This window comes from Bradyrhizobium sp. CFUWI (assembly GCF_056429085.1).
The window spans coordinates 115,935-128,333 of record NZ_JBWJZE010000012.1; the positions used below are offsets into that span (position 1 = coordinate 115,935).

Annotated in this window: 12 protein-coding genes; 5 read left to right on the top strand and 7 right to left on the bottom strand. The window is 65.9% G+C overall.

The features are described from left to right. Positions 1 to 24: 24 nt before the first annotated feature. Genes secD through AC066S_RS25055 form a run of 5 tightly spaced genes read left to right on the top strand, consistent with a single transcriptional unit; the run spans position 25 to position 5,265 of the window. On the top strand, positions 25 to 1,629 hold the full coding sequence (gene secD / locus AC066S_RS25035; protein ID WP_126257499.1) for a protein translocase subunit SecD: 1,605 nt from the start codon (positions 25 to 27) through the stop codon (positions 1,627 to 1,629). A gap of 11 nt (positions 1,630 to 1,640) precedes the next feature. Continuing rightward, complete coding sequence (secF, locus tag AC066S_RS25040; RefSeq protein WP_126257500.1) at positions 1,641 to 2,660, top strand: protein translocase subunit SecF; 1,020 nt, start codon at positions 1,641 to 1,643, stop codon at positions 2,658 to 2,660. A gap of 60 nt (positions 2,661 to 2,720) precedes the next feature. Next, complete coding sequence (locus tag AC066S_RS25045) at positions 2,721 to 3,104, top strand: Mth938-like domain-containing protein (protein WP_126257501.1); 384 nt, start codon at positions 2,721 to 2,723, stop codon at positions 3,102 to 3,104. A gap of 7 nt (positions 3,105 to 3,111) precedes the next feature. Beyond that, positions 3,112 to 3,975 (top strand): phytoene/squalene synthase family protein, encoded by an 864-nt coding sequence (locus AC066S_RS25050; RefSeq protein WP_478270877.1) that lies wholly within the window; start codon positions 3,112 to 3,114, stop codon positions 3,973 to 3,975. A 45-nt stretch (positions 3,976 to 4,020) separates the two neighbouring features. Next, positions 4,021 to 5,265: a threonine ammonia-lyase gene (locus AC066S_RS25055; protein WP_478270878.1), complete on the top strand. Its 1,245-nt coding sequence runs from the start codon at positions 4,021 to 4,023 to the stop codon at positions 5,263 to 5,265. Positions 5,266 to 5,279: 14 nt separating this feature from the next. Here the strand turns inward: AC066S_RS25055 and AC066S_RS25060 are convergent, their stop codons facing one another. The 7 genes from AC066S_RS25060 to AC066S_RS25090 form a co-directional block, all read right to left on the bottom strand. After that, complete coding sequence (locus AC066S_RS25060) at positions 5,280 to 6,458, bottom strand: aminotransferase class V-fold PLP-dependent enzyme (protein WP_478270879.1); 1,179 nt, start codon at positions 6,456 to 6,458, stop codon at positions 5,280 to 5,282. Between the two features lie 78 nt (positions 6,459 to 6,536). Then, positions 6,537 to 7,091: a CAP domain-containing protein gene (locus AC066S_RS25065; RefSeq protein ID WP_126257505.1), complete on the bottom strand. Its 555-nt coding sequence runs from the start codon at positions 7,089 to 7,091 to the stop codon at positions 6,537 to 6,539. 93 nt (positions 7,092 to 7,184) lie between these two features. Next, positions 7,185 to 8,279, bottom strand: coding sequence for a serine/threonine protein kinase (locus AC066S_RS25070; protein WP_164718581.1), 1,095 nt, complete (start codon positions 8,277 to 8,279; stop codon positions 7,185 to 7,187). Positions 8,280 to 8,286: 7 nt separating this feature from the next. Next, positions 8,287 to 9,714: a methylenetetrahydrofolate--tRNA-(uracil(54)-C(5))-methyltransferase (FADH(2)-oxidizing) TrmFO gene (trmFO, locus tag AC066S_RS25075; RefSeq protein WP_126257507.1), complete on the bottom strand. Its 1,428-nt coding sequence runs from the start codon at positions 9,712 to 9,714 to the stop codon at positions 8,287 to 8,289. A 126-nt stretch (positions 9,715 to 9,840) separates the two neighbouring features. Beyond that, positions 9,841 to 9,993 carry a DUF1127 domain-containing protein gene (locus AC066S_RS25080; RefSeq protein ID WP_007590701.1) on the bottom strand — a complete coding sequence of 51 codons (153 nt, stop codon included), beginning with the start codon at positions 9,991 to 9,993 and terminating at the stop codon, positions 9,841 to 9,843. 468 nt (positions 9,994 to 10,461) lie between these two features. Then, on the bottom strand, positions 10,462 to 11,286 hold the full coding sequence (locus AC066S_RS25085; RefSeq protein WP_478270880.1) for a lytic murein transglycosylase: 825 nt from the start codon (positions 11,284 to 11,286) through the stop codon (positions 10,462 to 10,464). Positions 11,287 to 11,431: 145 nt separating this feature from the next. Next, on the bottom strand, positions 11,432 to 12,340 hold the full coding sequence (locus AC066S_RS25090; protein ID WP_126257509.1) for a DUF2189 domain-containing protein: 909 nt from the start codon (positions 12,338 to 12,340) through the stop codon (positions 11,432 to 11,434). Positions 12,341 to 12,399: the final 59 nt, after the last annotated feature.

The following is a 12,399-nucleotide window of genomic DNA, read 5'->3' on the forward strand; positions in this document are numbered from 1 at the left end:
CTCCTGATCTGACAGGTCCAGTCGATGTTGTATTTCACGCGGTGGAAGGCGCTCGGGATCATCCTGACGGCGCTGATCGTGTGCCTCTGCGCGGTCCCGAACTTCTTCCCCGAGGCCCAGGTCAAGACCTGGCCGGCATGGGCGCAGCGCCGGATCGTGCTCGGCCTCGACCTCCAGGGCGGCTCCTACCTGCTGCTCGAGGTCGACTCCAACTACGTGAAGAAGGAACGGCTCGACCAGGTCCGCGACGACGTCCGCCGGACGCTGCGCGATGCCAAGATCGGCTTCACTGGCGGCGTCATCGTGCGCAACGATGCGGCCGAAGTTCGCATCACCAAGGAATCCGACGTCCAGACGGCGCTCGGCAAGCTGCGCGAATTGTCTCAGCCGCTGGGCGGCCTGATGGGATCCAGCGGTCAGCGCGACCTCGAGGTGACGGATGCCGGTGGCGGGTTGATCCGCCTCAGCGTCCCGCAGGCCGCAATGCTCGATCGTCTGCGCAAGACCATCGAGCAGTCGATCCAGATCGTCGAACGCCGCGTCAACGAGCTCGGCACCGTCGAGCCCGTGATCCAGCGCCAGGGCAATGACCGCATCCTGGTGCAGGTCCCCGGCCTGCAGGATCCGACCCGCCTGAAGAAGCTGCTCGGTGAGACCGCGAAGATGGAATTCCGCATGGTCGACACGACCGTGTCGCCGGACCAGGCGCAGCAGGGCAGGTTGCCGCCGGAATCCGAGCTGCTGATGAGCGCGTCGCCGCCGCCGACGCCCTATGTGGTCAAGAAGCAGGTCCTGGTCGCCGGCGGCGATTTGATCGATGCCCAGGCGACCTTCGACCAGCGTACGAGTGAGCCGGTCGTCAGCTTCAAGTTCAATACTTCGGGCGCGCGCAAATTCGCGCAGGCCACGCAAGAGAATGTCGGGCTGCCCTTTGCGATCGTGCTCGACAACAAGGTGATCTCCGCGCCCCGGATCAACGAGCCGATTACGGGCGGTCAGGGCCAGATCTCGGGCAGCTTCACGGTCCAGTCCGCCAACGATCTCGCAATCCTGATGCGTGCCGGCGCGCTGCCGGCTCCGCTCACGGTGGTCGAGGAGCGCACTGTCGGTCCGGGTCTCGGCCAGGACTCGATCGAGAAGGGCGAGCTGGCGGCCTATGTCGGCTCGATCCTCGTCGTCGTCTTCATGCTGCTGACCTACCGGCTGTTCGGGGTGTTCGCCAACGTCGCGGTGGCCATCAACGTCGCCATGATCTTCGGCCTGTTGTCGCTGCTCAACGCCACGCTGACGCTGCCCGGCATCGCCGGCATCGTGCTCACGGTGGGCATCGCGGTGGACTCCAACGTGCTGATCTACGAGCGCATCCGTGAGGAGCTGCGCGGCGGCCGCAACGCGATTTCGGCGATCGACGCCGGCTTCAAGCGGGCGCTGGCGACCATCCTCGATTCCAACATCACGACCTTCATTGCCGCCGCGGTGCTGTTCTACATCGGCACCGGCCCGGTGCGCGGCTTCGCCGTGACGCTGGGCATCGGCATCATCACCACGGTGTTCACCGCCTTCACCATGACCCGGCTCATCGTCGCGGGGTGGGTGCGGTGGAAGCGGCCGCAGAGCGTGCCGATCTAGGAGCTAAGACCGTGACATATTACGTTCTCATCGGGCTTGGCATTCTGATTGCCGTCCTCACCGTGGTCGCCGCGCTCGGCGTGCTGCCGTCGCTGCGTATCGTCCCGGACGACACGCATTTCGATTTCACGCGCTTCCGCCGCATCAGCTTTCCGATCTCGGCGGCGCTCTCGATCGTCGCCATCGTGCTGTTCTTCACCCACGGGCTGAACCTCGGCATCGACTTCAAGGGCGGCACGCTGCTGGAGGTGCGGGCGAAGTCCGGCGCTGCCGACATCGCGGCGATGCGCACGACGCTGGATGGCTTGCGTCTTGGCGAAATCCAGCTGCAGCAATTTGGCGGCCCGGAGAATGTCTTGATCCGCGTTGCCGAACAGCCCGGCGGCGACAAGGCGCAGCAGGATGCCGTGCAGAAGGTGCGCAGCGCGCTCGGTGATTCCATCGAATACCGTCGTGTCGAGGTGCTCGGGCCGCGCGTCGCCGGCGAGCTCCTGGCCTACGGCATGGTCGGCCTGATGCTCGCGATCGTCTCGATCCTGATCTATCTCTGGTTCCGGTTCGAATGGCAGTTCGCACTGGGCGCCATGATCGCCAACGTGCACGACATCGTGCTGACGATCGGATTCATGTCGATCAGCCAGGTCGATTTCGACCTGACCAGCATCGCCGCGCTGCTGACCATTCTGGGCTACTCGCTCAACGACACCGTCGTCATCTACGACCGCATCCGTGAAATGCTGCGTCGCTACAAGAAGATGCCGATGCCGCAGCTGCTCAACGAATCCATCAACTCGACGCTGTCGCGCTCGATCATCACCCACTTCACGGTGACGCTGGCGCTGCTGGCGCTGCTCTTGTTCGGCGGGCACGCGATCCACAGCTTCACCGCGGTGATGATGTTCGGCGTGGTGCTGGTCGGCACCTACACCTCGATCTTCATCGCGGCCCCGATCCTGATCTATCTCGGCGTCGGCGAGCATCGCGAGGATGCGCCGGATACGGCATCGCCGGCGAAGAAAAACAAGGCATGATCCGAACCGCACGCCCCCGCACGAGTTGGCGAGGGCAGTAAGCTCATTCGGACCAAGCTCATGGCCGGCGATCCCAACGCACCCCATTTCCCGCGCTCGGCGCCGATCGAGGCCTATGGCAAGGGCGGCTTCGCCTTCGCCGGCATGTCGCACCGGGGCTCGCTGCTGTGCCTGCCTGACGCGATCTGGGCCTGGGACGTGACGGATCCCCAGAAGATCGACCGCTATTCGCTCGATCGGGTGTTCACGGCCGCCAACGGCATCGACACGCTCCTGATCGGTACCGGAACCGGACCCTGGCTGCCGCCGCCGGAGCTGCGCCAGGCCTTGAAAGCGGTGAGGGTGGTGCTGGACACGATGCAGACCGGACCTGCCGTGCGCACCTACAACATCATGATCGGCGAGCGGCGGCGGGTTGCGGCTGCTCTGATCGCGGTGCCATGAACAGCACATGAGCAGCGCCGCGCCGCCGCCCGATTCCGCCAGCTTCTGCGCCGATCTCGTGCGCCGCCACGACTTTCCGCGCTATGCCGCGACCCTGTTCGTGCCCGCCGCCGAGCGCCGGGCGCTGCTTGCGCTCTGCGCTTTCAATGTCGAGATCGTCCGCGTCCGCGACCAAGTGAGCCAGCCCTTGCCCGGCGAGATCCGCTTTCAATGGTGGACCGACCTGTTCTCGGGCCTCGTCCACGGCAGCGCCGAGGGCAATCCGGTCGCGGCCGAATTGCTGCAGGTGATCCGTGATTTCGACTTGCCGGTCGAACCGCTGTCGCTACTGGTCGAGGAGCACCAGTTCGACCTCTACAACGACCCGATGCCGACCATGGCGGCGCTGGAGGGCTATCTGGCCGCGACCTGTTCGGCGTTGTTTGGTCTGGCGGCGCGGATTCTGGCGCCGCCGTCGGAGGCGGTCGAACATGTCGCCCGTCATGCGGGGCTGGCGCAGGGCATCGCGCAGGTCATCACGAACCTGCCGCGCGATGCCTCGCACCGGCAGCTGTTCATGCCGCAGCAGCTGCTGGCGAGCCATGGCTGCCAGATGGAGGACGTGTTTGCCGGCAAGGAGACGCCGAACCTGCGCGCCGTGCTGGAGCAGCTTGCAGGCGAGGCGCAGCAGCACTTGACCACGGCCTTGTCGCTGCTGGCGGACGTGCCGGCAGCGGTGCGCCCGGCGTTCCTGCCGCTGAGCCAGGTCGAGGCGGATCTCAAGCGCCTGTCGCAGCCCGGCCGAAATCCGTTCGCGCTGCAGCCGACCTCGCGGCTGCGCACGCTCTGGACGCTGTGGCGGGCTTCACGTTCCCGGGAATTTACCAAATAGCGGCTGGCTTATCGCCTCGAACCGCCGGATGCTCTATGCTGTCCCATGGCTGAATTGTCCCAAACCACATCGCCCGATCTCAGCGGCTTTCCGGTCGCACCTGGTGACGTTCAAGCCGCCGCCGACACCATTCGCGGCGCCGTCGTCGAGACGCCCTGCAGCTACAGCCGCACGCTGAGCGGCATCTGCGGCTGCGAGATCTGGCTCAAATTCGAGAACCTTCAGTTCACCTCGTCGTTCAAGGAGCGCGGCGCGCTCAACCGTCTCACCGCCCTGACGCCGGAGGAGCGTGCGCGCGGCGTCATCGCCATGTCCGCCGGAAACCACGCCCAGGGCGTCGCCTACCACGCCAAGCGGCTCGGCATTCCCGCCACCATCGTCATGCCGGTCGGCACGCCGATGGTGAAGGTCGAGAACACAAGGCATCACGGCGCGGAAGTGGTCGTCACCGGCGCGACGCTGGAGGAAGCGGCCGCGTTCGCGCGTCACCACGGCGAAGCCCGCGGCATGATCTTCGTCCACCCCTATGACGATCCGCTCGTGATCGCGGGGCAGGGCACCGTCGGGCTGGAGATGATGCGAGCGGTCCCCGAGCTCGATACGCTGGTCGTCCCGATCGGCGGCGGCGGCCTGATCAGCGGCATCGCCATCGCCGCGAAATCGATCAAGCCGTCACTCCGAATCCTGGGCGTCGAGGCCTGGCTCTATCCTTCGATGTACAACGCCATTCACGGCGGCAATCTGCCGGCGCGCGGCGATACGCTCGCCGAAGGCATCGCGGTGAAATCGCCGGGCAAGATCACCACCGAAATCGTCCGCCGCCTCGTCGACGACATTGCGCTGGTGAACGAAGCCGAGCTCGAGCGCGCGGTAGCGACCCTGATCTCGATCGAGAAGACCGTCGTCGAGGGCGCCGGCGCCGCCGGCCTCGCCGCGCTGATGTCCGATCCGTCCCGCTTTGTCGGCCAGAAGGTCGGCCTCGTCCTGAGCGGCGGCAATATCGACACGCGGCTGATCGCATCCGTTCTCACGCGCGAGCTCGCGCGCGAAGGGCGGCTGACCCAGCTCTCGCTCGATATCCCTGACAGACCCGGACAATTGGCCGCGGTGGCCGCGCTGCTCGCCGAAGCCGGTGCCAATATCATCGAGGTCTCGCACCAGCGCACCTTCTCCGAGCTGCCGGCCAAGGCGACGCTGCTGCAGCTCGTCATCGAGACCCGCGATGCTGCGCATCTCGACGAGGTGATGGCCAGGCTCAGCGCATCCGGATTGAGCGCGCGCTGTACGTGAGCGGCACGTTTCTCCTATCGCGAAGCCAGACCCGCCAGATGCTCGACCAACCTGTCGATCTCGGCTTCCGTGTTGTAATAATGCGGTGACGCCCGCACCACATGCGGCAACGCGCGAAGCTCGGCATCGATGCGCGTGCTCGACGGATCCGAGGCGCCGATCGTGATGCCGGCCGCAGCGGCGCCGGCGACAATGGCGTCCGCCTCATGCCCGTCCACGGTGAAGCTGACGATGGCGCCCGGCGCGCGTCCGAGGTCGCGAATGGTGACGCCGGCAAGAGCCGCAAGGCCGCTGCGGAGGCGCCCGGCAAGCAGGCGGCAGCGCTGTTCGATCGGAGCGATGCCGATATCGAGGGCGTAGTCGACGGCCGCGCCCAAGCCAAGCCGGGCCGCGTAGTTGTTCTCCCAGGTCTCGAAGCGGCGGGCATCGTCCCGCAGTTGATAGGCGTCCCGGGAGACCCAGGGGGCGGCAAAGTGGTCGATCATCGGCGGCTCGAGCCGTTGCAGCATCGCGCGGCGGACGTAGAGAAAGCCGGTGCCGCGCGGGCCGCGCAGGAATTTGCGTCCCGTGGCGGACAGCATGTCACAGCCGATGGCATCGACGTCGACTTCCATCTGGCCGACCGCCTGACAGGCGTCGAGCAGATAGGCAATGCCGTGCGTCCGCGCGATCCTGCCGATCGCCGCTGCCGGATTGACCAGCCCGCCATTGGTCGGAACCCAGGTGATCGCGATCAGTTTCACCCGCTCGTCGATCATCCGTTCGAGCGCGTCGACGTCAAGCTCGCCGCTGGCATCGCTCGGCACCACGTCGATGATCGCGCCGGTGCGCTTGGCGACCTGAAGGAAGGCAACATAATTGGCGGCGTATTCCGCTTCGGCGGTCAAGATGCGATCTCCTTTCCGAAACGGAAGCGAATAGAACGCCATCTGCCAGGCTACCGTCGCGTTCTCCACCAGCGCGATCTCGTCGGGCGCGGCATTGAGCAGGCGCGCCACCGAGCCGTAGACCGCGTCGAGCCGGTCGGCTTCGCGATCGGCGGCCGCATAGCCTCCGATCTCGCATTCCAGATCGATGTGCCCCTTGATCGCTGTGACAACCGGCGCCGGCATCAGGGCCGCGCCTGCATTGTGGAAATATGCGAGCCGCGAGGCGGCCGGCGTGTCGGCGCGTATTCGGTCGAGGTCGATCAAGTGCTGGTCTCCGCTTCTTGCGATCTCGTGCCTGAATTAGGCGCGTTGCCGAGCCTGAGCAAGATAGCCCGGCTCGCCTCAGATGCAGAGGCTGAGCAGCTTGATGTGACAGCTGCTGGACTTTGGCTTGCTCGCGGGCGCAGCCTCGCGCTTCACAGCAACGACGGGCTCCTTGTCCTTCTTCTTGCCCTTGCCCTTGGGCTCGTAGTCGCCCGCGATCACCATGGCCCAGTAGGTGCGCTTGCCGCTGGCGTTCTTGGCGCTGGCGATGCCGACGCGGGAGGCGTTGTGCAGCAACAGGTTCTTGCGGTGGCCGGACGAGTCGATCCACTGTCCCAGGGTCTTATCGAAATTGTCGTAGCCGTAGGCGATGTTCTCGGCGGCGCGGCCCGCGCCGGCCGGCGCGACGCGGCGGTTGAACGGTCCGAGGGCGTCATGGCTGAGATTGTCCTTGGCGGCCATCGCGCGGGCCTGGTCCATGGCGATGCGGTCGAGGACGGCATCGCGGACGACACGGACTTCTCCGTGCTTGAGGCGGAAGTTCGAGATCAGCTCGGCGGGCGAGTCCGCCATTGCCGGCGCGGCTATGAGCAGCAGGAAGCCCGCGATCAGGCCGCCAACGACACGACGCATCATCGTCCCCCAATGCCCATGATCCCGCACGCCCGAAATGATCCGACCGCTTCTCTATCGTCAATGTGGACGCTTCAAGGCGCGGGCAGCCCGTCAGCCTGTTGGCAGATCCGCCTCGAAGTTGAAGCGGTCGCGCAGGTTTTTTCGCTGTTCCAGGATGTCCTTGAGAAAGGCGCGGTCCTGGTCGTTCTTCATCATCGGCTCGATCAGATCGAGCTGGTTCATGGCAACCAGTTGCAGGATCTCGGTGCGCGGCTTGCCGCTGGTGTCGCGCGGCAGCGCGTGCACGACCTGGATGTGTTCCGGCGGCTTCGGCCCCTTTGCGGCCGTCAGCTCGTTGCGCAACTGGCCTTCGAGCGTGGCCTGGTCCGCCTCGACGAAGGCATAGAGCCCGACACCGGAGCGGCGGTCGGCGAAGGCGACGATGGCGGTATCGCGCACGGCCGGATTTTTGCGGATCAACGCGGTCAGCACCGGCGCATCATTGACCAGGCGGCGGCCGCCGCCTTCGCGGTCGGTGAAGTTGAACAGGCCGCGCGTGATGGCGCGGTAGACCTTCTTGCCGGTGGCGAGCCACAGGCTCGCGGCAAAGGACTTCTTGGCGAGGATCTTTCGCTCGCGCGGTGTCAGCGCTTCCGGAGCATAGGAGCGCTTGTGCTTGAGCAGATGTCGAAGATCCTCGTAAGCGAGAATGCGGTAGAGCCGGCCGCGGTGCGCAAAGCAGGCCGCGAGCTGGAAGTCGGTCACATAGGCACGTCCGTCGCGGCCGACCAGCCAGTTCTGCTCCTTGGCGAGATCGTTGTGGCAGATCCCGGCCCGGCGCAGCCGGCGCAGCGCCGCCTTGGCCGAACGGAAATAGGCGAGGTCGCCATGGGGCTTTGCCAGATGCAGTGCGGCGCCGTCGACGAAGCCGCGCACCAGGGCGCGCTGTCCGGCCCAGAGCAGCTCGGGGCCGACATCGAGGCCCTTGGCGCGCGCCAGAGCATGCTTCTCGCGGGCGAACAGATGCCGCGCCAGCAGGAACGACCACCACGGCACTTCGTCGAGCCGGCGCAGCACGGCGTCGACCTCGCCGTTCTCGCCGCGGAAGCGGCCGCGCTCGACGGTCGAGAACACGTCGCGCTTGAGCAGCACGCCCTCGGTCCAGCGCGCCGAAAGCGCTGCGGCGTCGTCTTTGGGGAGGCTCATCGAAAGCTCACGCGGCGGCGGCCATGCGCAGGTGATCGGCGATCCAGCGATCGAGATCGGCGAGCGCCCGTGCGCTCAGCGCCTGCTTCTTGGCCACCGTCTTCTCGTTGCCGCGCAGCCGCGTGCCGTCGGGCTTCTTGGTCGGCACGGTCGCGAGCGGCGGGAACAGGCCGAAATTGATGTTCATCGGTTGGAACGAGCGCGTGCCCGGCTCGATGGTTTCGATATGGCCGCCGGTGATGTGGCCGAGCAGCGCGCCGAGCGCGGTCGTGCCGGGCGGGCCAACAAGCGCCTCGCCGCGCGCCTCTGCAGCCGCATAGAGACCGGCGATCAGGCCGACGCTGGCCGATTCCACATAGCCCTCGCAGCCCGTCATCTGGCCGGCAAAGCGCAGCCGCGGCTGCGCGCGCAGGCGCAACTGATTGTCGAGCAGTTTTGGCGAGTTCAGGAAGGTGTTGCGATGCAGGCCGCCGAGGCGGGCGAATTCGGCGTTCTCCAGCCCCGGAATGGTGCGGAAGATGCGCTGCTGCTCGCCGTATTTCAGCTTCGTCTGGAAGCCGACGATGTTGTAGAGCGTGCCGAGCTTGTTGTCCTGGCGCAGCTGCACGATCGCGTAGGCCTTGGTGGCGGGATCATGCGGGTTGGTGAGACCGACCGGCTTCATCGGGCCGTGGCGCAGCGTCTCGGGGCCGCGCTCCGCCATCACCTCGATCGGCAGGCAGCCGTCGAAATAGGGCGTGTTGGTCTCCCACTCCTTGAACTCGGTTTTCTCGCCCGCGATCAGCGCGGCGACGAAGCCGTCATACTGCTCCTTGGTCATCGGGCAGTTGATGTAGTCGGCGCCGTTGCCGCCGGGACCGACCTTGTCGTAGCGCGACTGGAACCAGGCCACCGACATGTCGATGGACTCGCGGTGCACGATCGGTGCGATCGCGTCGAAGAAGGCGAGCGCGTTCTCGTCGGTCAGCGCGCGGATGGCCTCGGCCAGGGGAGCGGAGGTGAGCGGACCGGTGGCAACGATGACGTTGCTCCAGTCGGCCGGCGGCAGGCCTGCAACCTCGCCGCGGGCGATCTCGATCAGGGGATGGTCGTTGAGAGCCTTTGTGACCGCAGCCGAGAAGCCGTCGCGGTCGACCGCCAGCGCGCCGCCGGCGGGCACCTGGTTGGCATCGGCCGCGCGCATGATCAGCGAGCCGAGGCGGCGCATCTCCGCATGCAGCAGGCCGACGGCGTTGTTGGCAGCATCGTCCGAGCGGAACGAATTGGAGCAGACGAGCTCGGCGAGCCCGTCGGTGCGGTGCGCCTCGGTCATGCGGGTCGGCCGCATCTCGTGCAGCACCACGGGCACGCCGGCTTTCGCCACCTGCCAGGCGGCTTCAGAGCCGGCAAGGCCGGCGCCGATCACGTGCACGGGGTTGGATAGGGGTCCTGTCATGGGGCGGACAGGTAGCGCTTTTCGGTGGCCAGTGGAATCGCCGAGATCGAGTTTTCTGCCTCCGGAAACGACAACGCCCGCACGAGGCGGGCGCTATCGGTTCGTCCGGTTGAGGGCTGAACGATTTCAGCCCTGATACTGACCGGCGGCAACGCGCGGGATGTCCGAGCGATCGAGGCCGATATCGGCCAGTTCGCGATCGCTGAGCTGGGACAGCTCGGCAACATTGCGCTGATAGTCCCGGAAGGCCTGGATCATGCGGATGAGCGAGAGCAGCATAGGTAGTCTCCTGTAGTTCGATTCAGCCCTTGCCCGGGCTTCATCGTTGAAATGAATATAGATCAGGGTGGTGCAGTGCGAAAGTTCCGATGTTGCGATGCAGCTAAGCGATGGGCGCATAGCGAAGGTAACGGACGATTAACCGGAGGGCGCTCCTGCACAGAGCTTGCGCGCAAATGTCGAAAGTCGGGGGGAAAGCCCCGTGGAATCACGGAGTTAAGTGCATACCATTGATCTGGATCATTGTGGAAATAAGTTGCTCGCAAGGGCTCGGTTAGCCAATCGAGTAGCGTCCTGACCCAAGTCTCGGCTGCGTGAGTCGCATAGGTAAAGTGAATCAATATTCAGTTCATAGGTTGATTCGAGAGCAGGCCCAACTCACGTCGGCGAGGCGAGCGCAGGTATTGGCAAGGAAGGGTGGGGAGAGGGCAGTCGGATGATTCGGCGGAACGCCCGGCCCGAGAAGGGTTAGGGAGCGCGAGCGAGCTGGGCGGCGAAGTAGGCGATGGTCTTGGAATAGACCTCGCTCTTGTTCCACTGCTTGAGCACCTCGAAGTTCGGACTGCCCGGCTGCCAGTCCTTGCCCTTCTGCCAGCCATAGCCGGCGAGATAATTGGCGGTGGAGGCGAGCACGTCGGGCGCGTTGTGCAGGAGGTCGCGCTTGCCGTTGCCGTCGAAATCGACGGCGTATTTCATCCAGGACGAGGGCATGAACTGGGTCTGGCCGAGCTCACCGGCCCAGGCGCCCTTCATCTCGGCTGGTGCCAGATCGCCGCGCTGGACGATGCGCAGCGCATCCATCAGCTCGGCGCGAAACAGCTCGGACCGCCGGCAATCATAGGCCAGCGTCGCGAGCGAGCGGATCGTGGCGAACTTGCCGGTGTTGACGCCGTAATCGGTCTCCAGGCCCCAGATCGCGACCAGGACTTCGCCGGGAACGCCATAGGCCTGCTCGATGCGCGACAGCACGGAGCCGTATTGCTTCATCTTGTCAGAGCCGCGCTGCAGGCGCGGCGGCACCATGCGTCCGGAAAACTCCTCGAAGGTCTGGCTGAAGACCTTTTGCGAGCGGTCGCGGTTGAGCACGCTCGGATCCAGCGTCACGCCGGCAAGGCCCGTGGCAATGGCCTGTTGTGAGATGCCCTTGGCCGCGGCGTCGGTTTTGAGCTCCGCAAGCCAGGCATCGAAATTACCCGAGCCGCAGGCAACCGCGGCGAACGCTGGCTGGGCGGACAGGATTGACGCGGAGAGGGCGAAGGCTGCGAGAGCGAGACGAGAAATCGTCGAGGTCATTCGAGTAAATGAATTCCGTGAAGCGATCTGACCGGTGGCGCAATCTCGATCGGAACCGCGGCCAAAGCAAGGCGTGCGACAGGGTGCGATCCTGCCCGAGCCGAATTCAAGCTCAAGATCGGCAGGATCGCATGTCACGATATCGTCAGGCGTCTGTCCTGTTCCGCCAGGGGAAGAGGTTGGCCGGGAAGTCGGCAGCCGGCTTGCGCGGACGCTGTGGTGGGGGCGGCAGCGGACGTGCGCCGGGCTCCGAGACGATCACCTTGCGGTAGAGATGCCAAGTGGCATGGCCGAGCAGGGGGATCACCACGGCAAGGCCGAGGAAGGCGGGAATGGTGCCGAGCGCGAGCAGCACCGCCACGATCAGGCCCCAGGCCGCCATCGGCACCGGGTTCCTCGCGACAACGCGCAGCGAGGTGCTCATCGCCTCGAGCGCGCCGGCATGGCGGTCCAGCATCAGCGGGAACGACACGGCGCTGAGGCAGAGCGCGGCGAGCGCGAACAGGAAGCCGGTGCCGCAACCGACCACGATCAGCCACCAGCCCTGCTGCGTCGTCAGCACGCGCGTCATGAAGTCCGAGATGCCGGTGACGCCCTCATAGCCGAACGCCGCGACGTAGATCGCTTGCGCGGTTGCAACCCAGGTCACGAACAGAGCAAGCAGCAGCGCGCCGAGGCCGAGCATCGCGCCGAACGAGGGCGAGCGCAGCACCTCCATGGCGTCCCAGGCGGTCGCTTCTTCATAGCGTTCGCGCCGGCTGGAGAGCTCGTAGAGACCAAGCGCCGCGAAGGGGCCGATCAGCGCGAAGCCGGCGGCAAGCGGAAACAACAATGGCAGCACCGAATAGCCCATCACCACGCGGGCGAGCACGAGGCCGAGCACCGGATAGATCACGCAGAGGATGATGGCGTGGCTCGGAACGGCCTTGAAATCCTCCCAGCCGCGCCGGAGCGCATCGTGCAGATCGGACAGTTGGATGGTTCGGATCACCGGTCCGGCCGCATCTGCGGTCCCGCCCATCGTGGGGACATTGCCTGGGTAGAGTGTGGCCATGGTCGCTAGCTCCCTTGCCGAGCGGCCGAATTCGGCGCCTGCAAACGGCGCGAGCGGCC

Excerpts from the sequence above, each read along its gene's own strand:
- AC066S_RS25065 (WP_126257505.1), bottom strand. The coding sequence starts at position 7,091 with ATGCGTCGTGTCGTTGGCGGCCTGATCGCGGGCTTCCTGCTGCTCATA.
- AC066S_RS25045 (WP_126257501.1), top strand. The coding sequence starts at position 2,721 with ATGGCCGGCGATCCCAACGCACCCCATTTCCCGCGCTCGGCGCCGATC.
- AC066S_RS25055 (WP_478270878.1), top strand. The coding sequence starts at position 4,021 with ATGGCTGAATTGTCCCAAACCACATCGCCCGATCTCAGCGGCTTTCCG.
- AC066S_RS25050 (WP_478270877.1), top strand. The coding sequence starts at position 3,112 with ATGAGCAGCGCCGCGCCGCCGCCCGATTCCGCCAGCTTCTGCGCCGAT.
- AC066S_RS25085 (WP_478270880.1), bottom strand. The coding sequence starts at position 11,286 with ATGACCTCGACGATTTCTCGTCTCGCTCTCGCAGCCTTCGCCCTCTCC.
- AC066S_RS25080 (WP_007590701.1), bottom strand. The coding sequence starts at position 9,993 with ATGCTGCTCTCGCTCATCCGCATGATCCAGGCCTTCCGGGACTATCAG.
- trmFO (WP_126257507.1), bottom strand. The coding sequence starts at position 9,714 with ATGACAGGACCCCTATCCAACCCCGTGCACGTGATCGGCGCCGGCCTT.
- AC066S_RS25070 (WP_164718581.1), bottom strand. The coding sequence starts at position 8,279 with ATGAGCCTCCCCAAAGACGACGCCGCAGCGCTTTCGGCGCGCTGGACC.
- secD (WP_126257499.1), top strand. The coding sequence starts at position 25 with ATGTTGTATTTCACGCGGTGGAAGGCGCTCGGGATCATCCTGACGGCG.
- AC066S_RS25090 (WP_126257509.1), bottom strand. The coding sequence starts at position 12,340 with ATGGCCACACTCTACCCAGGCAATGTCCCCACGATGGGCGGGACCGCA.